An 18,964-nucleotide genomic window follows, 5' to 3' on the forward strand; every position below is an offset into this window, starting at 1 on the left:
GCAAGCGCCATCTCAGCTTTCGACGGGAAGCCGCAAGGGCGGTTCCGGCGCCAGCTCCTCGAAGTCGAAATTGTCGAGCCGATGCGCCCGCTTGCCCGCCTTTTCCGCCGAGGTCCGGATCTCCTCGATATCCCGCGCGGCCATGGTGAAATGGCGATCAAGGTTCGCCACCCGGTCCCCCAGCCGCCCGACATCGGCGTGCAGCGCGGCAAGTTCGCGGCGGATCGCCCCGGCCTGCGCCCGCATCCGCGCGTCTTTCAGCACCGCGCGCATCGTGTGCAGCGTCGCCATGCAGGTGGTGGGCGACACGATCCAGACCTTGGCGGCAAAACCCTCGCGCACCAGTTCGGGGAAATTCGCGTGCAGTTCCGCATAGACGGCCTCGGACGGCAGGAACAGCAGCGCGCCATCCGAGGTCTCGCCCTCAAGGATGTAGCGATCCGCAATGGCGCGGATATGGGAGCGCAGCGAGATTCGCATCATCCGTTGCGCCTCGATCAGCTGGCTTTGATTCTCGGCGCGGCGCAGGGCCTCATAGGCTTCGAGCGGGAATTTGCTGTCGATCACGATGGGGCCGGGCGGGTGCGGCAGATGGATCAGACAATCGGCGCGGCGCCCGTTCGAGAGCGTCGCCTGCATCGTGTAGGAATCGCGCGGCAGCGCCTTTTGCACGATGTCATGCAGCTGGATCTCGCCAAAGGCGCCGCGGGTCTGCTTGTTCGACAGAATGTCCTGCAGCCCCAGCACATTGCCCGAGAGCTTCTCGATATTCGCCTGCGCCTTGTCGATCGCGGCCAAGCGCTGCTGCAGATCGCCAAGGCTGCGCGCCGTGCGGGTGGCCGAGCCGTGCAGGCTCTCGGTCATCGCCCGGTTCACCTCGGCCAGCCGGGTCTCCATCAATTGCAGCATCCGGCTTTGGCTGGCCGCCTGGGCTTCGGAGACATGATGCAGCCCGCCCGCCAGCTGGTGTTGGCCGTCCGAAAGCGCCTGCACCCGCTGCGCCAGTTGCAACAGGGTCCCGGCCAGCGGGTCCAGCGCCTTGGCCGTGCGCAGGGATGCCCGCAGCATCAGAACGATCAGCAAGATCACAAGCCCCGCGGCGCCGAAAGCCCCCTGCACCAGCGGGTCTTGCAGGTCAATCAGATGCGGGCCGAGTTCGATCATGTCCGGCCGAACAACCGTTCGATGTCGGACAGCTTCAGTTCGACATAGGTCGGGCGGCCGTGGTTGCACTGGCCCGAAAGCGGCGTCGCCTCCATCTCGCGCAGAAGCGCGTTCATCTCCTCGACCCGCATCTGCCGACCGGAGCGGATCGAGCCGTGGCACGACATCCGCGACAGCACCGCGTCGATTTTCGATTGCAGCCGCAGGCTGTCGCCCTGATCGGCCAGCTCGTCCAGAATATCGCGCAGCAAAGCCGCGGCGTTGATTTCGCCGAGGATCGCGGGGGTCTCGCGCACGGCGATGGCGCTGCCGCCAAAGGGCTCGATGGCAAGGCCAAGCCGGTGCAGATCGTCCGCCACATCGAGCAGCCGGGCGGCCTCGGCGGGGGAAAGCTCGACAATTTCGGGGATCAGCAGCGCCTGCGCCGCGATGCCCTTTTCCGCGCTTTGCGCCTTCAGCCGTTCATAGACCAGCCGCTCATGCGCGGCGTGCTGATCGACGATCACCATGCCGCGCTCGGTCTGGGCGATGATGTAGTTTTCATGCAGCTGCGCCCGCGCAGCGCCCAAGGGGCGGTGGATCAGCTCGGCCGTCTCGGGCGGGGGCGGTTCCACCCGGGCCGAGGGGGCGAAGGGCGCGGTGAAGGGCTGGGGGGCCTCGTCGAAGCTTTGCAGGGGCATCTGCGCGGCAAAGGCGTTGCGAATGGCGCCGTAACTTGGCCGCTCCATCTGATAGAGGCGGGGCTGCGCCGGTTCGGGCTGCATCGCGCCCAAGGTGGCGGTGGCGACGGTCGAAGACGAGCGATGCCCCGATTGCGCCAGCGCGTGGCGGATGCCGGTCACGATCAGGCCCCGCGGCACGCCCGCTTCGCGAAAGCGCACCTCGGCCTTGGCGGGGTGGACGTTGACATCGACCGACTCGGGATCGCAGGTCAGGAACAGCACCGCGGCCGGGTGACGGTCGCGGGAGAGCACGTCGATATAAGCGGCCCGCAGCGCGCCCAAAAGCATCTTGTCGCGCACCGGGCGGCCGTTGACGAAGAGGAATTGCTCGACCGCGGCGCCGCGGGAGTAGGTGGGCAGGGCGGCATAGCCGGTCAGCCGGATGCCCTCGCGTTCGGCGTCAAGCGCCACGGCATTGTCGGCAAAGGCCCGGCCCAGGATGCGGCCCAACCGGCCCGAGAGCGCGCCGAAAAGCTCGCCCTGTTCGGCATCGGCGCGAAAGATGTCCCGCGTTTCGCTGCCCGCGATCTCGCGCAAACTGAAGCTGACATAGGGCTCGGCCATGGCGAGGCGCTTCACCGTGTCGGCGATCGCCTGCGCCTCGGTGCGGTCGGTGCGCAGGAATTTCAGCCGCGCCGGGGTGGCAAAGAACAGATCGCGCAGCTCGACCACGGTGCCGCGGTTCAGCGCCGCCGGTTTCACCGCGCCGATCTTGCCGCCGGCGACGGTGATCTGTGCCGCCTCGAACCCTTCCGCCCGCGAGGTGAGGGTGAGCCGCCCGACCGCGCCCAAGCTTGGCAGGGCCTCGCCGCGAAAGCCGAAAGTGTGGATGTTCAGCAGGTCCGAGCCGTCGATCTTCGAGGTGGCATGGCGGCAAAGCGCCAGCGGCAGGTCTTCGGCCGTCATGCCGCAGCCGTCATCCGTGATGCGGATCAGCGTCTTGCCGCCGTCCGAATAGGCGATCTCGATCCGGCTTGCCCCGGCGTCGAGCGCGTTTTCCACCAGTTCCTTCACCGCCGAGGCGGGGCGTTCCACCACCTCGCCCGCCGCGATGCGGTTGGCGGCGGCGTCGTCAAGCTGGCGGATCACCGGGCGGGAAGCGCCGATTTGGGGGGGCTGTGCGTTCATGCCACAAGGGATAGCACAGCCCGAAATCAAGCCCAACAGATTCGGGCTTACTTCAGCCCCTCGGGCTGGCCCACGACGACAAAACGCAGCCCGTCCGCCTTGATCAGCCGCTGCGCCATCCGGGCGATGTCGTCTTTCGTCACCGCATTCACCTTGTCATTGCGGCTGTTGATGTAATCGATCGGCAGGCCGTTCAGCTGCATCCCCGCCAGAATGTCGGCGATATTGCCGTTGCCGTCAAAGTTCAAAGGATAGGCGCCGGTCAGATAGGTTTTGGCATTGGCCAGTTCCCGGTCCGTGACCTTGCCACTCGCGGCCTTCGCCCATTCGGCCTTCACGATCTCGATCGCCTCCGCGACCTTGCCATTGGCCGAGGCGAAACTGCCCTGCCAGGTCTCGCCCAGATCCTTCGGCACGAGATAGGTGTTGATGCCATAGGTCAGGCCGCGCTTTTCGCGCACCTCATCCATCAGCCGCGAGGAAAACCCGCCCGCGCCGAGGATCTCGTTGAAGACATAGGCGGGGAAGAAATCCGGGTCCGACATTGCCAGACCCTGTCCGCCAAAGATCACCGTCGCCTGCGGCGTGTCGAAGGGAACGACGGTCACGCCGCCGGTCAGCGCCAGATTTGCCCGCGGCGGCAGCGGCGCGCCGGTGGCGGGCAGATCGCCCAGAAGCTTGTCCAGCAGCGGGCCGAGTTCGGTGGCGGTGATGTCGCCCACCGCCGAGACCACCAGCCGGTCGCGCGCCATCACCCGGGCCTTGGCGGTGAACATGTCCTCGCGCGTCAGCGCCTGCACGCTGTCCAGAGTGCCGCTCACCGAACTGCCATAGGGATGATCGCCGTAGGCCAGCTTGTAGAAGGTTTGCGCGGCGATCGCCTGCGGGTCCTGGGTTTCCGAGGCGATGATCGACAGCACCTGACCGCGCACCCGGTCGACCGAGGCCTGATCGAAATGCGGATCGGTCAGCGCCCCGCGCAGCAGATCCACCGCCTTGTCGCGGTTTTCGGTAAGCATCCGGGCGGAAATGCTCAGCGTGTCGTCATCGACATCGAACTGGAAACTGGCGGCAAGTGCTTCCTGCGCCGCGGCGAAGCCCTGGCTGTCGAGATCGGCCGAGCCTTCTTCCAGCGTCGCCATCATCAGATTGGTGGCGCCGCGTTTGCCCGGCTCATCGAGGCTCGCGCCGCCGCGAAAGCGGATCTCCAGCGCGGTGAAGGGGATGTCATGCGCCTCGACCAGCCAGGCCTTGATGCCGCCGGGCGAGGTGACCTCGGTGATCTCGATCGCCGCGGCGGGCAGGGCGGAAAGCAGTGTCATCGCAAGGGCGGCAAGCACGCGAAACGGGGCGCGAGGGGTCATTGCTTGGCCTCCGGGGTCAGGGCGGGTGCGACGGGGATGGGGGCGACAGGGCCAACGGCGACCGGGGGGGGCGAAACCGGCGCGGCACCGCCGCCCGCGGTTTCGGCGAAGACCGTCACCGAGCGCGCCGGATCGAACAGCGCCGTGGCGGCGGCCATCACCTCGTCGGGGGTGACCGACATCAGCACCTCCGGCCAGGCCTCGACATCGGCGACGGAAAAGCCCGAGGCCAGCGCCTCGCCATAGCGCTGCGCCAGCGCCTCGGTATCGTCCTGTTCATAGATCTGGCCGGCGCGGATCTGCGTGCGGATGCGCTCGAACTGCGCCGGATCGATGCCGTCGGCAAAGAAATCGGTGAGCGCCTTGTCCAGCGCCGCCTCGGCCTGGGGCAGATCGACATCCTTGGCGGGCATTACCGCAAGGGTGAAGGTCGTCTTGTCGATCGACATGCCGTCATAGCCCGCCGAGACATGGATCGCATCGCCCGCCTCGAAGACCAGTTTCCGCCCCAGAACCGAGGTGGCCATGTTGCCGCCCAGAAGCTCCGCCAGAATCGTCAGCGCCGCCGCCTGTTTCTGATCGCCCGGGTTGCGCTCGGGGGCCAGATAGCTGCGCACCACATAGGGTTGGGCGATGCGGGCATCGCGAAACACCATGCGCCGGGCCGCAAGCTGCGGCGGCTCCTGCGGGCGGATGCGGGGCGGAATGGTCTTCGACGGTTCCAGCGGGCCGTAATAGGTCTCGGCGAGCCGCTTCACCTGATCGGGCGTCACATCGCCCGCCACCACCAGCACCGCGCCATTCGGCGCGTAGTAGCGGCTATACCAGGCCAGCGCATCCTCGCGGGTCAGGCCCTCCATCTCCTGGCGCCAGCCAAGCACCGGCGTGCCATAGGGGCTGTTGAGGAATTGCGCCGCCAGCATCTGCTCGTTCAGAAGCTCCGAAGGGTCGCTGTCGGTGCGCTCGGCGCGTTCCTCCAGAATCACTTCGCGCTCGGTCTTCCAGTCATCGGGCGAGATGCGCAGGTTGCGCATCCGGTCGGCTTCCATCTTCATCACCAGCTCCAGCCGGTCGGCGGCGATGCGCTGGTAATAGGCGGTGTAATCATAGCTGGTGAAGGCATTGTCCGAGCCGCCATTCGCCGCCACCACCTTGGACAATTCGCCCGATGCCAGCGTGTCGGTGCCCTTGAACATCAGATGTTCCAGGTAATGGGCGATGCCCGACTTGCCGCGGACCTCATCGGCCGATCCGGCCCTGTACCAGACCATCTGCACCACGACCGGGGCACGGTGATCCTCGATCACCACGGCCTCCAGCCCGTTCTTCAGGGTAAAATGGGTCACCGGCGCGGCTGAAGCGCCAAAAGCCGTCGCCGTCAGGAACAATCCGGCAAGCATCGTGCGCATGGGCACCTCCGTCGATCTGTCGCCATGGTAAACACGTCGCCGCCACAGGCAACCGTGACGGCACGGGGCTGACGCAGGTTTGAACGGACGTTACGGCAACGCCTGCTGCGCCGTGCCCGAGGGCGGCGCGGCGGGGGTGCGCAGGCCCCGCTGCCGCCAGCGCTCCAGCTCGGCCTGCTGGTCAAGCGACATCGGCGCATAGGCCTTGAGATAGACGTTGATGTTGAACAGTCGTTCCAGCAACCGGCCATCATGCTTGCGCCGCCACTCCAGATCCTCGGTGGCAAGCCGGTCGCGGATGCCGGCTTCGGTGCCGAAGCGCCCCGAATGGCCCAGCAGCCCGCGATCGCCCGCGGCGCGGCCGGTGCCGGTCACGCGGGCGGGATCGCCGCCCAGCGCCGCAACGGCATCGGCCTGCGGTGTCGGATCGGTGATGTTCGCGCCCCCCGGCGTCGGCGCGGGCAGCTCGGTCAGGCTGTCGGGCATGGCCAGCGGCTTCGTCGGCAGGATGCCGAATTCATCCGGCCCCGAGGTCGAGGACCGCAGGTGCATCAGCTCGGGCTGTTTGTCCTTCGCGCCGCCGCAGCCGCCAAGGGCCAGCGCCGTCACCAGCGCAATCCCGAGCGTTCCAGACACCGATCGCATGCAGCACTCCATCGCCGTTTGCCCCGTCTTAGCCTATCGCCAGCCGTCCGTCACGTCCCAAAGGCACTCATCCCCGGCCGGACTTGCCCTCGCCGGTGAACAGCACCAGACCCGCCGCGCCGAGGAAGATGGCGATATCGGCGACGTTGAAGGAAAACGGGTTGTCCCAGAACGGCGTCGAGACATTGAGGAAATCGGCCACCGCGCCATAGGTGATGCGGTCGATCACATTGCCCAGCGCCCCGCCGATGAGCAGACCCGCGGCGACCTGTCCGCGCAGCCCCTGCGGATGGCGGCTGACCCAGTGCCAGACCCAGGCCGAGATGGCGAGCGCCATCACCACCAGGGCCCAGCGGGTGATCTCATCCTCGCCCGCGAACAGGCCGAAGTTGATGCCCCGGTTCCACGCCATGCGCAGGTTGAACCAGGGCGGCAGCACCGCCATCTGGCCGATCCGGTCGAGCCCGATCCATTGCACGACGATGACTTTCGTCACCTGATCGAGCAGCAGCACCGCTGCCGCAAACCGCGCCATCACCCGCATGATGCCTCAGTGCCGGAAGTGGCGCATGCCGGTGAAGACCATGGCGAGACCGCGCTCGTTCGCGGCGTCGATCACCTCCTGATCACGCATCGAACCGCCGGGCTGGATGATCGCCGTCGCCCCCGCCTCGGCGGCGGTGATCAGACCATCGGCAAAGGGGAAGAAGGCGTCGGACGCCACCACCGAACCCTGGGTCAGCGGCGCGGCCAGGCCCATCACCTCGGCCATGTCGAGGGATTTGCGGGCGGCAATCCGGGTGCTGTCGACGCGGCTCATCTGCCCCGCGCCAACGCCGACGGTGGCGCCGTCTTTCACATAGATGATCGCGTTCGACTTGACGTGTTTCGCGACTTTCCAGGCAAAGAGCAGGTCTTTCAGCTCCTGCTCCGAGGGCGCGCGTTCGGTGACGACCTTCAGATCATCGAGCGTGATCGCGCCATTGTCCTTGCCCTGCACGAGGAAGCCGCCCGCCACCTGACGGAAGCTGGTGATCGGCGCTTTCGGGTCGGGCAGGGCGCCCGTCGTCAGCAGGCGCAGGTTCTTTTTCGCGGCAAAGATCGCCTTCGCCTCGTCGCTGGCCGCGGGGGCGATCACGACTTCGGTGAAGATCTTGCAGATTTCTTCCGCCGTTGCGGCGTCAAGGGGCTGGTTCAGTGCGATGATGCCGCCAAAGGCCGAGGTGCGGTCGCAGTCGAACGCCCTTGTGTAGGCTTCGAGCATCGTCTTGCCGGTGGCCACGCCGCAGGGGTTGGCGTGTTTGATGATCGCGCAAGCCGGGGCGTCGTTCGGGAATTCCGCCACCAGCTCAAAAGCCGCGTCGGTGTCGTTGATGTTGTTGTAGCTCAGTTCCTTGCCCTGATGCTGCTGCGCCGTCGCCACGCCCGGACGGGCCGAGCCGTCCAGATAGAAGGCGGCCGACTGATGCGGGTTTTCGCCATAGCGCAGGGTCTGCGCCAGCGTCCCGGCAAAGGCGCGGCGGCGCGGGGCCGCTTCGCCGATCGCCTGCGCCATCCAGGTGGAGACCGCGGCATCATAGGCGGCGGTGCGGGCATAGGCGATCTGCGCAAGGCGCTGGCGGAAGGCGAAGGTGGTCTTGCCGTCATTGGCATCCAGTTCCGCCAGCACGGCGGCGTAATCCTCGACATCGACCACAGTGGCGACGAAGGCATGGTTCTTCGACGCGGCGCGGATCATCGCCGGGCCGCCGATGTCGATATTCTCGATACAATCGTCATAGGCGGCGCCCTTGGCCACGGTGGCCTCGAACGGGTAAAGGTTGACGACGAGCAGGTCGATCACCTCAATGCCATGGGTTTCCATCGCAGTCAGATGCTCGGCATTGTCGCGCAGCGCCAAAAGCCCGCCATGCACCTTCGGGTGCAGCGTCTTCACCCGTCCGTCCATCATCTCGGGGAAGCCGGTCACCTCGGCCACGTCACGCACCGAAAGCCCGGCTTCGCGCAGCGCCTTGGCGGTGCCGCCGGTCGAGAGAAGCTCGACCCCGCGGGCGGCCAGCGCGCGGGCGAAATCGACCAGACCGGTCTTGTCGGACACCGAAAGCAGCGCACGGGTGAGCGGAATGGGATGGGTCACGGGACTTTCCTTCTTTGCAAGGGCCGTCGCGGCCCGTGGTCAGGGAGCGGGAGAGGGCGGCGTGGGCGCGCCCGGATTGGCGCCGGGGGTATCCTGAGCCTTGGCCAAGGTCCAGCCGATTTGCTGGATCGGCGCCTGCAAACGGCCCGAAAGCACGATTTGTTGCGTGGCGCGCGGGCGCAGGCGGCCCTTTTCCAGATAGACCGAGGGGTCGAGCGTCAGATCGACCGGGCCGTCGAAGCGGAAAACCCAGATCTCGCCGGATTTGAGCGCCATCGACACCGCCCAGCCGCCCATGTCGAGCGTGGCATCGACCTCGGGGTGGATGTGGAAACGAATCTGAAACGGAATGCCGCGCAGCGCATCGGCCTGAAACACGGTCTCGAACCGGGCCTTGTCGGCGCTGGTCATCGCGCCCAGCGTGTCCATCCCCTTCAGCGCGTTGCCATCGGGGGCAAGCTCCAGCTCGCGGATATGGGTCAGCCCGTGGGTGAGCAGATAGCCGTCATGGCCGAAAAGCGCATGCCGGGCCGGGTCTGTTTCCGGCCGCATCCAGACTTCGGAGGGCGTTTCCTCAAGCCAGGTTCGCATCGCCGCGCCGGTGCGGCGGGCGGGGCCAAGCCGCGACGAGGAATAGCCCTCGATCGCTAGCGTCGAATGGCTGGGCGTGGCGCGGCCGGCGCGGTGCCAGTCGGGGCCGAACATCGCCCCCGAGCCGCAGTTGACGATCAGCGGCCAGCGCCCCGAGGTGAGTTCAAAGGCCAGCGTCGAGGCATGGGCATTGGCCGAGGCGGCGCCCTTGGGCGGGGGCGCGGCATCGACGATCAGGCTGCTGCGCCCGGCATGCAGCCGGGCAAAGCCCATCGCCAGCCCGGTCCGCGCCACGGCCCGGGTGCCGGAGGCGTTCAGCGCGCTGTCCAGCCGCCCCTCGGCGCCGCGGCCACCGCCATGAAACCGCGCCAGCCCGCCATCGGCATGGCGCAACGCCCGCAGCGTCGGCGCGATCCGCGCGATCGCGGCCAGATGCTCGGGCAAAGGCGTGCGCCCGGCCGCGGTCATCGCATCGGCGGCCCACAAAAGCAGCGTCAGGACTTCCAGCAATTCCTCGGGGTTGCGGGTGGGAATGGCGCCTGCCGCGTCGATATCCTCGGTGCATTCGGCGGCCAAAGCCTCGGAGGCGGCCCCGGCATGGCGCTCCATCCCGGTCAGCGCGAGGCTCGCATAAATCAGCCCGGTCAGCGCCTCGACCCGCGGCAGGCCGGGGCTGGCCGAGCGCCAGCGCCGCGCCAGAAACAGCGTCTGCTGGCCGAGCGAGCGGAAGAAGGCCTGCGCCTCGGTCTTGTCGCGGCCATTGAGCAGGAACAGCGCATGATTGATCAGCCGGATCAGCCGCCGCCCGGTCAGATCCGGGGTCCAGCCCGGCCCCCGGGCCCGGCCATAGCGGGCGATCCAGTCAAAGACCCAGGCCTGCGCCCTGTCGCGCGCGGGCCGGTCGCCCACCGCGGCCAGATCGTCAAGCCAGGTGAACCCCTGCAGCGCCTCCTCGAAGCTGGGGTCGGGGACGGGCAGATCCCAGATCGAGCGGTCCGGCCCCTCGACCAGAAACCCGGCAAAAAGGAAATTCCCGGCGATCATCTGCCGTCCGCGGGCAAAGGAGCCGATTGAGCGCGGCTCGGGCTGGCTGACGAAGCCGGTGGCGGGGCTGGCCATGGTGGCGCGCAACGCCGCCAGCCGGTCAAGCAGGCCGGTCAGCCGCCGCCGCGACCCGGCCCGCGCGGATTTGCCCTTTCCCCCCGTCATCCTGCCTGCCCTTGAATGTGAACCGTCATGCCTGCTGTCGTTTCTGGCGCAGAATAAAGTCCTGCCCGGGTCCTGTCATCGGGTGTTTTTCCGGTCAGCCGTCCCGCCGCAGCACGGCGATGAAGAAGCCGTCAAGCCCGCCGCGGTCCGGCCAGAAATCCGGGCGCAGGCGCAGGCAGCCATGTTCCGTCCGCCAGTCGGGATCAAGGCCCGGGACGGTCGCGGGAAGGATCTGCAGCCCCGGATGGCGGGTCAGGGCGGCGGCGATCTGCGCCTCGCCCTCCTCGGGCAGAAGCGAGCAGGTGGCATAGATCATCCGCCCGCCGGGTTTGAGCCAGCCCAGCGCCCGGTCCAGCAGCGCCGCCTGCAGCGCCACCAAGGTCTTGATGCCGCTGGCATCTTTCACGAAGGGCAGATCCGGGTGGCGGCGAATCGTGCCGGTGGCCGAACAGGGCGCATCGAGCAGGATCGCATCGAAAGGCGCCGCGGGAACCCAGTCGAGCGCATCGGCCACGACGGTTTCGGCCCGCATCCCGCAGCGGGCCAGATTCTCCTCCAGCCGGTCAAGACGCGGGGCGGAGACATCCAGCGCGGTGACCCGGGCCCCGGCAGCGAGCAGTTGCAGCGTCTTGCCGCCGGGTGCCGCGCAAAGGTCAAGCACCTGCTCGCCCGGCTGGGCGTTCACAACCTTGGCGGGCAGGGCGGCGGCGGCATCCTGCACCCACCAGTCGCCCGTCGCATAGCCCGGAAGTTCGGTGATCTGCCCGGCCTGCGTCAGCCGCAGCGTGCCGGTGGGCAGCAGTTCCGCCCCGAGTTTCGCGGCCCAGGTCTCGGCATCGGCTTTCACCGACAGATCGGTGGGGGCGCCCGCCAGATGCGCCGCCTCCATCCGCATCACCGCGACCTTGCCGTAAGCCGACATCAGCCGCCCGCGCAGCCAGCCCGGCAGCGCGGGGGCATCAAGCCGCGCCCAGCGGTCAGTGTCAGAGGCGATCTTGCGCAGCACCGCGTTGATCAGCCCGGCGAAGCCTTCGGTCTTTTGCCCGCCCGAGCGCGCAAGGGTGACAAGCGCGTCGGTGACGCCATGGGGCGCTTCGCCCAATGCGCAGATCTCGACCGTGCCGAGGCGCAAAAGCACATGCAGATCGGGCGGCGGCGCCTTGCGCAGATGCGGCTTCAGCATCGCATCGGCGCGGGTGAGGTTGCGCAGCGTGGCCAGCGCGATCCGCTGCGCCCGGGCGCGGTCGGGCGGCGCCAGCGCGGCCAGCTCGCCCGCCTGTTCGGCCAAGGTCAGCCGTTCCTGCAGCACGCCGGACAGAAGCGCCGCTGCCGCACGGCGGGCCGGATCGATCGAAGCCATGGCGCTTTCCCTTGCTTGTTCGCGTGGATGGGGCGGCCTATATCAGGCCCGACCCGAAACGCAAAGCCGGAGGCCTTGATGAGCGAAGACGCCCCGAAGGAGCTGCCCCCCGCCGCGATCCGCGCGCTGGCCGAGGCCGAGGAACGGCGCAAGGCGGCGAAAGCCGCGGACTTGCCGAAGGAATTCGGCGGCCGCGACGGACCCGAGCCGGTGCGCTTTGGCGATTGGGAGAAGAAGGGCATCGCCATCGACTTCTGAGGCGCCGGTGCCCGACCGTGGCGGCGGGGGTTTCACACCCCCGCACCCCAGTGAGGTATTTCGAGCAAGATGAAATCAGGCGCGGAGTTGGGTCAGATCCCCAGCACGTCCATCATGTCATATTGGCCGGGGGTCTTGTCCTGCCCCCAGAGCGCGGCCCGGAGCGCGCCGCGGGCGAAGATCGCGCGGTCGGTGGCGATGTGGCGCAGCACGATGCGCTCGCCCGCCGTGGCGAAGATCACGTCATGTTCGCCCACGATATCGCCGCCGCGGATCGCCGAAAAGCCGATGGCGCCGTGCTTGCGGGCGCCGGTGAGGCCGTGCCGACCCGATTCGGTCATGCCCTCCAGATCGATGCCGCGGCCGTCGGCGGCGGCCTGACCCAGCATCAGCGCCGTGCCCGAGGGGGCATCGACCTTGCGGTTGTGATGCGCCTCGACCACTTCGATGTCCCAATCGGCATCCAGCGCCTGCGCCACGGTCTTTGCGAGTTTCGTCAGCAGGTTCACGCCAAGGCTCATGTTGCCCGCCCGGATCTGCACCGAATGCCGCGAGGCGGGTTCCAGCGCCGCGATCTGCTCTTTCTCGAAGCCCGTCGTGCCGATCACATGCACGGCGCGGGCCTGTGCGGCGAGCCGCGCAAATTCGAGCGTCGCTGCAGGCGCGGTGAAATCGATCACCGCCTGCGCCTTCGCAAAGGCTTCGAGCGGATCATCGGTGACGATGACACCGTTTTTTGGCCCGCCCAGCGCCTCGCCCAGATCGCGGCCGATCCAGTCATGGCCCGCGCGCTCGACCGCCCCGACAAGCCGCGCCTTGTCCGAGGCGGCGACGGTTGCCGCCAGCATCCGCCCCATGCGTCCCGAAATCCCCGTGATCACGATCCCCGGCAGGTCAGTCATTTGTCTCTCCATGCGTTTCGCCCTTCCTAGCCCGCGCCCGCCCGCTTGGCAAAGCCCCGTTATGGGCCCCGTTGCGGCCCCCGTTGCGGAAAGGGCCCGAAAGCCCTATGTGCGGGGCATGGCAAAGAACCGTTTCTCCTCGGGCGATGGCCCCTCGCAACGTCAGCTTCGCGTCGGCGAACTGATCCGGCGCACCCTTTCCGACGTGCTTTTGCGCGGCGATGTGCATGACCCGGACCTCAACAAGATCTCGATCACCGTGGGCGAGGTGCGGACCTCGCCAGATCTGAAGGTGGCGACGGTCTATGTGGCGCCGCTGGGCGGCACGCTGGGGGGCGAGAGCGCCGAGGCGATGCTGGCGGCGCTGCGCCGTCATTCGGGCGAGCTGCGCCATCATGTGGCCAAGGCGATGACGCTGAAATACGCGCCCGACCTGCGGTTTCGCATGGACGAGACCTTTGACCGGCTTGACGAGACGCGGCGGCTGTTTTCCGATGAAACCGTGCAGCGCGATATTGCGGCGCGGGATGACGATGCAGGCGATGACGATTAAGCCACTCTGGGCGCGGCTGTTCGCGGCGCTGGCGCTGATTGTGCCGCGCCTCGCGCTGGCGGCCGATCCCTGCCACACCGTCACTTTCGAGGACACGCCCTTCACCGTCTGTCAGGCGCAGGCCGGGCAGGATGTGCGGCTGTGGCTGAAGAACGATCAGGGCCAGATTCTGGGCAATGCCGAGCGGGTCAAGGCCGGGCTGGCGCCGGGCGAACGGCTGGTCTTTGCGATGAATGCCGGGATGTATGCGCCAAGCCGCGATCCGGCCGGGCTTTACATCGAAAACGGCATCGAACTTGCGCCGATCGTTACCCGCGAGGGGCCGGGGAATTTCGGCATGTTGCCGAACGGGGTCTTCTGCATCTCGGACCGTTTCGCGGTGATCGAGAGCCGGGCCTTTGCCGCCGCCCCGCCCGCCTGCCGCTTTGCCACGCAATCCGGCCCGATGCTGGTGATCGACGGCGCGCTGCATCCGCGGTTCCTGCCCGACAGCACCTCGACCTATATCCGCAACGGGGTGGGGGTTTCGGCCGACGGGCAGACCGCCTGGTTCGTGATTTCCGACCGGCCCGTGACCTTCCACCGCTTCGCCCGCTTCTTCCGCGACAGCCTTGGGGCGCCGAATGCGCTTTATTTCGACGGCTCGATTTCGCGGCTGTTCGTGCCCGCGCAGGGCCGCGCCGATTTCGGCCTGCCGCTTGGTCCGATGGTCGGGCTTGTTGCCCGCGATTGACCCGCAGGCCGCAAGGCGCTAGCAGGCGGGCCTGCATCAGGGAGACGGTCATGGGTCGCAAGAAGGGTCGCGAGATTTCGGGCTGGGTTGTCGTCGACAAACCTGCGGGGGTGACCTCGACCGCGGTCGTCGGAAAGGTGCGCTGGGCCTTTGACGCGAAAAAGGCCGGCCATGCGGGCACGCTCGACCCGGCCGCGACCGGCGTTCTGGCGGTGGCTTTGGGCGAGGCGACGAAGACCGTGCCCTTCATCACCGATGCGCTGAAATGCTACCGCTTTCAGGTGCGCTTTGGCGCGGCGACGGCGACCGACGATGCCGAGGGGGCGATCGTCGCGCGCTCCGACAGCCGCCCGAGCGATGCCGAGATCGCGGCCGCGCTGGGGGCGTTCCGGGGCGACATCCTGCAGGTGCCGCCACAATATTCCGCGGTGAAGGTCGAGGGCGAGCGCGCCTATGATCTGGCCCGCGAGGGCGTCGACATGGATCTTGCCGCCCGCCCGCTCTGGGTCGAAAGCCTGGAGATGATTTCGCGGCCCGATGCCGACACGGTGGAGCTGGAGATGGTCTGCGGCAAGGGCGGCTATGTGCGTGCGATCGCCCGCGATCTGGGGCAGGCCCTGGGCTGCCTTGGCCATGTGCTTTGGTTGCGCCGGGTCTGGTCGGGCCCGTTCGAGGCGGAGAAGGGTCTGAGCCTTGACGAGATCGACCGGATGGCGCGGACGCCGGAGCTGGACGCGCAACTGCTGCCGCTGGAACTGGGGCTGGATGATCTGCCCGAGGTCAAGGCCACCGTCGAGGGCGCGGTGCGGCTGAGCCATGGCAACCCGGGTCAGGTGATCTGTTCGGGCATCGACTTCGGCACCGAGGTCTGGGTCAGCCATCACGGTCTGGCCATCGCGGTGGGCCGCTACATGGGCGGCGAGGTCCACCCCGAGCGCGTCTTCAACCGGACCGGGGCATGATCACCCGGACCCATGTCAAGGGCGATGCCCCCTCGGTGGCGGTCTATTCCGACTGCGAGGCCTATCGCTATCTGCTGACGCGGGTCTGGGACGGTGCCCTGCCGCGGGCGCTGTTCGTGATGCTCAACCCCTCGACCGCGACCGAGGTGCAGAACGACCCCACGGTCGAGCGCTGCGAACGCCGGGCGCGGGCCTTGGGCTTTGGCGCCTTCCGGGTGACGAACATCTTCGCCTTTCGCGCCACCGATCCGCGCGCGATGCGGGCCGTGGCCGATCCGGTCGGGCCGGACAACGATGCCGCGATCCGCGAGAGCGTGGATTGGGCGGGCGGACCGGCGGACCGGATCATCTGCGCCTGGGGCACGCATGGGGCGCATCTGAACCGCGGTGCGGCGGTGGCGCAGCTGCTGCGCGAATCGGGGCGCGATCTGCACCATCTGGGCCTGACCGCCGCCGGGGCGCCGAAACATCCGCTTTACATCGGCTATGCGCAGCCGTTGCAGCTCTGGCGCTGACCCGGGCGGGGGGCAAGCTTAACCACGGCCCCGGGAAAACCGCCTCGCGACCCTGTTTTCGCCGAGTTTGCTTTTGTTCCGCGCGGCGGTTTCGGCTATGATGCGCCGGTAAGGGTGAGGGTGCGCCATGCTGTTCCTGTCGGGGTTTCTGGGTCTTTTGATGGCGGGTCTTGCCGCAGGTGTCGCCCCGACCGGGGATACTGAGACCGGGACGGTCGGGGATAGCGCGCAGGATCGGGACGAAGCCGATACCGATGCTGGCACCGGGTCCGAAGATCCTTCGACCGATGACACCGAGACCACCCTGCCCGACGAGATCCCGACCGAGCCCGAGCCCTCGCCGGAGGCGACCGATGGACGCGACATCCTTTGGGGCGATCTTTTCGACGATCAGCTTGACGGTCTGGCGGGCGATGACCAGATCAATGGCTATGCCGGGGACGATACCCTCCGCGGCGGCGATGGCGATGACAGCCTTGTGGGCGCGGCGGGCGACGACAGCCTTGAGGGCGGGCGCGGCGACGACAGCCTTGAGGGCGGGCGCGGCGACGACACGCTGATCGGCGGGGCGGGCGATGACACCTTGGCGGCAGGCTTTGGCGACGACAGTCTGGGTGGCGGCGCGGGCGCGGACCTGCTTCTGGGCGGTGCGGGCGAGGATCGCGTTGAGGGCGATGCGGGCGATGACAGCCTGTGCGGCAATGCCGGGGAGGACACGCTGATCGGCGGCACCGGCACGGACGAGCTGAGCGGCGGAAGTGGCGACGACCTTCTCATCGGGGTTGTTTCGGACGGTCAAAGCGGCAACAGTGATGCCGATGGTATGGATTTCCTCAACGGCGGTGTGGGGGCCGATACGCTGATGATAGGTGCGGGTGATTGGGCCTCGGGCGGTGAGGATGGCGATCTGTTCGCGCTGGGCGAGTGGATCGATCCCGAAACCCCCGCGACGATCACCGATTACGATTCCAGCGCCGATCAGATCGTCGTCGTCTATGACCCGGACAATGGCGTCCCCCCGGAAGTGACGCTGGAGCCCGCGACGACCGAGGGCAATGTCTGGATCACCCTGAATGGGGTGCATCTGGCCGAGGTGGTCGCTGCGGGCGATCTGCGCCCCGAGGATGTGCTTTTGATCACCCCCGAGGAATTCGGCGCCGTCTGACCCGGGCTTTGGGCTTTCCTTTGCAGCGTTTTTCCGCTAAACGCCGCCATCCGCCGGATTCGGCGGAGACTCCACGGGCCCTGCTGGACGACATCCCGGCTTGCGCCATCACCCTTTGCACAGGAGACCCCGATGTCGATCACCGTCGAGACCAAAACCCGTCTGATGAAAGAATTTGCCACCAAGGAAGGCGACACCGGCTCGCCGGAAGTCCAGGTGGCGATCCTCAGCTCGCGCATCGCGACGCTGACCGAGCACTTCAAGGCCCACAAGAAAGACAACCATTCGCGTCGTGGCCTGCTGATGATGGTGGCCCAGCGCCGCAAACTGCTCGACTATCTGAAGAAGAAGGATGTGGCCCGCTACCAGTCGCTGATCGAGCGTCTCGGCCTGCGCCGCTGATCCCTTTCGGGTTTCGAAAAACGGAACGCCTGCCCCCCGGGGCAGGCGTTTTGCTTTGGGCCGGGTCCGGGGTCTGTTGCGCCGCCCGCGGGGGCGCTGCCCCCGCACCCCCGAGGTATTTGCGGCAAGATGAAAGGGGGCCGATTTGGGGCGGCGGGTCAGTCCGCCCAGCCCGAGATCGACTTCACTTCGCAGAATTCCTCGATGCCCCAGCGGCCGCCCTCGCGGGCGCGGCCCGAGGCGCGCACGCCGCCGAAAGGCGCCCCCGCGCCGCGGCTTTGGCCGTTCATCTCGACCATGCCCGAGCGCAGCAGCCGCGCCAGCCGGTTGCGCCGGGCGCCGTCTTGCGACTGCACGTAATTGGTCAGGCCATAGGGCGTGGCATTGGCGATGGAGACAGCCTCGGCCTCGGTGTCGAAGGGCATGATCGAAAGCACCGGACCGAAGATTTCCTCGCGCATCACCGTCATGTCCGGGGTGCAATCGGCAAAGACGGTCGGGCGGATGAAGAAGCCCTTGTTCAGCCCCTCGGGGCGGCCAAGGCCGCCCGCGACCAGACGGGCGCCTTCCTTGATCCCGGTTTCGATCAGGGACTGGATCTTCTCGAATTGGGCCGCGTTCACCACCGGGCCGATGTGGCGGCCGGGCGCCTGCGCCGGGGCGACCTTGATCGCGGCGGCAACCTCGGCGGCGATCTGTACGGCGCGGTCGTAAAGCGGGCGCTCGACCAGCATCCGCGTCGGCGCGTTGCAGCTTTGGCCTGAGTTGTTCATGCAATGCCGCACGCCGCGGGCGATGGCGTTGTCGTCGGCATCGGCAAAGACCAGATTGGCCCCCTTGCCGCCCAGTTCCAGACAGACCCGTTTCAGCGTCGCCGCGGCGGCCTGAGAGATCGCCTTGCCCGCCCGCGTCGAGCCGGTGAAGGAGATCATCTCGACATCGGGATGGGTGGACAGCTGCGTGCCGACGCCCGCGCCGTCGCCGTTCACCAGGTTGAAGACGCCCGCAGGCACGCCCGCCGCGTGCACGAATTCCGCAAAGAGCAGCGCGGAGAGCGGCGCCTCCTCCGAGGGTTTCAGAACCATCGTGCAACCGGCGAGCAGCGCCGGAACGACTTTCAGCGTCACCTGATTCATCGGCCAGTTCCAGGGCGTGATCAGGCCGACGACGCCGACGGGTTCATAGGCGATCATCGCGCCGGGCGTGCCGTCGCCGAGCGGATGCAGCCATTGGAAGTCCTTGGCGGCGCGGATGAAATTCGAGATATGCCAGATGCCGGCACCGACCTGGCTTTCGCGGGCGAAATCGATCGGTGCGCCCATCTCAAGGCTCATCGCCTGCGCCATTTCCTCGGCCCGGGATTGATAGATCGCCAGCAGGCGTTCCACCGCCGCCAGACGCGCGGCGGGGGGCGTCGCGGCCCAGCCGGGACCGGCGCGCAGGGCGGCGGCCACCGCCGCCTCCGTATCCGCCCGGTCGCCGAGCGAGATCACCGCGCAGGGCTCCTCGGTCGAAGGGTCGATCACGGCATGGTCGCGCGGCTGATGCGGGCCGACCCATGTTCCGTCGATGTAGAAGTGGCGTTTCTCGATCATGGCAGTCTCCCTTGTCCGGGCCAGCGTGGCGTCAGCGTGACAGGGGGAAGGCCTTGTGACAAGCCTTCTGCCGGAAAATTTGATCAAATTATTTTCGGCCATGTGGTAACAAAACCTTACCAGTCATGCAGTTTCGGCATCGCGGCCTTG

The 18,964-nt window shown here is 67.6% G+C and carries 18 protein-coding genes; 7 read left to right on the forward strand and 11 right to left on the reverse strand.

Annotation, left to right across the window (positions count from 1 at the left end; genetic code table 11):
- Window positions 1–12: 12 nt before the first annotated feature.
- The 9 genes from AC4PTB_RS01495 to AC4PTB_RS01535 all read right to left on the reverse strand — a co-directional run bounded on the left by AC4PTB_RS01495 (window position 13) and on the right by AC4PTB_RS01535 (window position 11,729).
- Window positions 13–1,164 carry a DNA recombination protein RmuC gene (locus AC4PTB_RS01495; protein ID WP_492191363.1) on the reverse strand — a complete coding sequence of 384 codons (1,152 nt, stop codon included), beginning with the start codon at window positions 1,162–1,164 and terminating at the stop codon, window positions 13–15.
- Entirely contained in the window at window positions 1,161–3,014 is a 1,854-nt protein-coding gene (mutL, locus tag AC4PTB_RS01500) for a DNA mismatch repair endonuclease MutL (RefSeq protein WP_492191364.1), read from the reverse strand. The genes AC4PTB_RS01495 and mutL overlap by 4 nt, the downstream gene beginning before the upstream one ends.
- A 47-nt stretch (window positions 3,015–3,061) precedes the next feature.
- Window positions 3,062–4,378, reverse strand: a complete 1,317-nt coding sequence (locus AC4PTB_RS01505; protein WP_492191365.1) for a M16 family metallopeptidase — start codon at window positions 4,376–4,378, stop codon at window positions 3,062–3,064.
- Window positions 4,375–5,787, reverse strand: a complete 1,413-nt coding sequence (locus AC4PTB_RS01510; protein ID WP_492191366.1) for a M16 family metallopeptidase — start codon at window positions 5,785–5,787, stop codon at window positions 4,375–4,377. The genes AC4PTB_RS01505 and AC4PTB_RS01510 overlap by 4 nt, the downstream gene beginning before the upstream one ends.
- A gap of 90 nt (window positions 5,788–5,877) precedes the next feature.
- Complete coding sequence (locus AC4PTB_RS01515; RefSeq protein WP_492191367.1) at window positions 5,878–6,432, reverse strand: DUF3035 domain-containing protein; 555 nt, start codon at window positions 6,430–6,432, stop codon at window positions 5,878–5,880.
- A gap of 67 nt (window positions 6,433–6,499) precedes the next feature.
- The gene (gene lspA / locus AC4PTB_RS01520) at window positions 6,500–6,976 is read right to left on the reverse strand and encodes a signal peptidase II (RefSeq protein ID WP_492191368.1); all 477 of its coding nucleotides are present in this window, start codon (window positions 6,974–6,976) and stop codon (window positions 6,500–6,502) included.
- Between the two features lie 6 nt (window positions 6,977–6,982).
- Window positions 6,983–8,569, reverse strand: a complete 1,587-nt coding sequence (purH, locus tag AC4PTB_RS01525) for a bifunctional phosphoribosylaminoimidazolecarboxamide formyltransferase/IMP cyclohydrolase (RefSeq protein WP_492191369.1) — start codon at window positions 8,567–8,569, stop codon at window positions 6,983–6,985.
- A 39-nt stretch (window positions 8,570–8,608) separates the two neighbouring features.
- Entirely contained in the window at window positions 8,609–10,369 is a 1,761-nt protein-coding gene (locus tag AC4PTB_RS01530; RefSeq protein WP_492191370.1) for a heparinase II/III family protein, read from the reverse strand.
- A 94-nt stretch (window positions 10,370–10,463) separates the two neighbouring features.
- A complete protein-coding gene (locus tag AC4PTB_RS01535; RefSeq protein WP_492191371.1) occupies window positions 10,464–11,729 on the reverse strand; it encodes an RsmB/NOP family class I SAM-dependent RNA methyltransferase in 1,266 nt (421 codons plus the stop codon).
- Between the two features lie 78 nt (window positions 11,730–11,807).
- Here AC4PTB_RS01535 and AC4PTB_RS01540 point away from each other — a divergent pair, with 78 nt between their 5' ends.
- Window positions 11,808–11,987 carry a DUF1674 domain-containing protein gene (locus AC4PTB_RS01540; protein ID WP_492191372.1) on the forward strand — a complete coding sequence of 60 codons (180 nt, stop codon included), beginning with the start codon at window positions 11,808–11,810 and terminating at the stop codon, window positions 11,985–11,987.
- Window positions 11,988–12,079: 92 nt separating this feature from the next.
- Here AC4PTB_RS01540 and dapB read toward each other — a convergent pair whose 3' ends face one another.
- The gene (gene dapB, locus AC4PTB_RS01545; RefSeq protein WP_492191373.1) at window positions 12,080–12,889 is read right to left on the reverse strand and encodes a 4-hydroxy-tetrahydrodipicolinate reductase; all 810 of its coding nucleotides are present in this window, start codon (window positions 12,887–12,889) and stop codon (window positions 12,080–12,082) included.
- 118 nt (window positions 12,890–13,007) lie between these two features.
- On the opposite strand from dapB, the gene rbfA reads away from it, so the two are divergent.
- From rbfA to rpsO, 6 genes are all read left to right on the forward strand, one after another.
- A complete protein-coding gene (gene rbfA / locus AC4PTB_RS01550; protein WP_492191374.1) occupies window positions 13,008–13,442 on the forward strand; it encodes a 30S ribosome-binding factor RbfA in 435 nt (144 codons plus the stop codon).
- Entirely contained in the window at window positions 13,432–14,175 is a 744-nt protein-coding gene (locus AC4PTB_RS01555) for a phosphodiester glycosidase family protein (protein ID WP_492191375.1), read from the forward strand. The genes rbfA and AC4PTB_RS01555 overlap by 11 nt, the downstream gene beginning before the upstream one ends.
- A gap of 50 nt (window positions 14,176–14,225) precedes the next feature.
- Window positions 14,226–15,137, forward strand: a complete 912-nt coding sequence (gene truB / locus AC4PTB_RS01560; protein ID WP_492191376.1) for a tRNA pseudouridine(55) synthase TruB — start codon at window positions 14,226–14,228, stop codon at window positions 15,135–15,137.
- Window positions 15,134–15,652: a DUF1643 domain-containing protein gene (locus AC4PTB_RS01565; protein WP_492191377.1), complete on the forward strand. Its 519-nt coding sequence runs from the start codon at window positions 15,134–15,136 to the stop codon at window positions 15,650–15,652. The genes truB and AC4PTB_RS01565 overlap by 4 nt, the downstream gene beginning before the upstream one ends.
- 127 nt (window positions 15,653–15,779) lie before the next feature.
- Window positions 15,780–16,817 (forward strand): calcium-binding protein, encoded by a 1,038-nt coding sequence (locus AC4PTB_RS01570; protein WP_492191378.1) that lies wholly within the window; start codon window positions 15,780–15,782, stop codon window positions 16,815–16,817.
- 132 nt (window positions 16,818–16,949) lie between these two features.
- Window positions 16,950–17,219, forward strand: a complete 270-nt coding sequence (gene rpsO, locus AC4PTB_RS01575) for a 30S ribosomal protein S15 (RefSeq protein ID WP_013066028.1) — start codon at window positions 16,950–16,952, stop codon at window positions 17,217–17,219.
- A 158-nt stretch (window positions 17,220–17,377) separates the two neighbouring features.
- Here rpsO and AC4PTB_RS01580 read toward each other — a convergent pair whose 3' ends face one another.
- On the reverse strand, window positions 17,378–18,814 hold the full coding sequence (locus tag AC4PTB_RS01580) for an aldehyde dehydrogenase family protein (protein ID WP_492191379.1): 1,437 nt from the start codon (window positions 18,812–18,814) through the stop codon (window positions 17,378–17,380).
- Window positions 18,815–18,964 lie beyond the last annotated feature (150 nt).

Source organism: Rhodobacter sp. 4.3.4, assembly GCF_058724655.1.

Excerpts from the sequence above, each read along its gene's own strand:
- lspA (WP_492191368.1), bottom strand. The coding sequence starts at position 6,976 with ATGCGGGTGATGGCGCGGTTTGCGGCAGCGGTGCTGCTGCTCGATCAG.
- AC4PTB_RS01505 (WP_492191365.1), bottom strand. The coding sequence starts at position 4,378 with ATGACCCCTCGCGCCCCGTTTCGCGTGCTTGCCGCCCTTGCGATGACA.
- rbfA (WP_492191374.1), top strand. The coding sequence starts at position 13,008 with ATGGCAAAGAACCGTTTCTCCTCGGGCGATGGCCCCTCGCAACGTCAG.
- AC4PTB_RS01555 (WP_492191375.1), top strand. The coding sequence starts at position 13,432 with ATGACGATTAAGCCACTCTGGGCGCGGCTGTTCGCGGCGCTGGCGCTG.
- AC4PTB_RS01530 (WP_492191370.1), bottom strand. The coding sequence starts at position 10,369 with ATGACGGGGGGAAAGGGCAAATCCGCGCGGGCCGGGTCGCGGCGGCGG.
- AC4PTB_RS01580 (WP_492191379.1), bottom strand. The coding sequence starts at position 18,814 with ATGATCGAGAAACGCCACTTCTACATCGACGGAACATGGGTCGGCCCG.
- truB (WP_492191376.1), top strand. The coding sequence starts at position 14,226 with ATGGGTCGCAAGAAGGGTCGCGAGATTTCGGGCTGGGTTGTCGTCGAC.
- rpsO (WP_013066028.1), top strand. The coding sequence starts at position 16,950 with ATGTCGATCACCGTCGAGACCAAAACCCGTCTGATGAAAGAATTTGCC.
- AC4PTB_RS01510 (WP_492191366.1), bottom strand. The coding sequence starts at position 5,787 with ATGCGCACGATGCTTGCCGGATTGTTCCTGACGGCGACGGCTTTTGGC.
- AC4PTB_RS01565 (WP_492191377.1), top strand. The coding sequence starts at position 15,134 with ATGATCACCCGGACCCATGTCAAGGGCGATGCCCCCTCGGTGGCGGTC.
- AC4PTB_RS01540 (WP_492191372.1), top strand. The coding sequence starts at position 11,808 with ATGAGCGAAGACGCCCCGAAGGAGCTGCCCCCCGCCGCGATCCGCGCG.
- AC4PTB_RS01495 (WP_492191363.1), bottom strand. The coding sequence starts at position 1,164 with ATGATCGAACTCGGCCCGCATCTGATTGACCTGCAAGACCCGCTGGTG.
- AC4PTB_RS01515 (WP_492191367.1), bottom strand. The coding sequence starts at position 6,432 with ATGCGATCGGTGTCTGGAACGCTCGGGATTGCGCTGGTGACGGCGCTG.
- AC4PTB_RS01535 (WP_492191371.1), bottom strand. The coding sequence starts at position 11,729 with ATGGCTTCGATCGATCCGGCCCGCCGTGCGGCAGCGGCGCTTCTGTCC.
- dapB (WP_492191373.1), bottom strand. The coding sequence starts at position 12,889 with ATGACTGACCTGCCGGGGATCGTGATCACGGGGATTTCGGGACGCATG.
- mutL (WP_492191364.1), bottom strand. The coding sequence starts at position 3,014 with ATGAACGCACAGCCCCCCCAAATCGGCGCTTCCCGCCCGGTGATCCGC.
- AC4PTB_RS01570 (WP_492191378.1), top strand. The coding sequence starts at position 15,780 with ATGCTGTTCCTGTCGGGGTTTCTGGGTCTTTTGATGGCGGGTCTTGCC.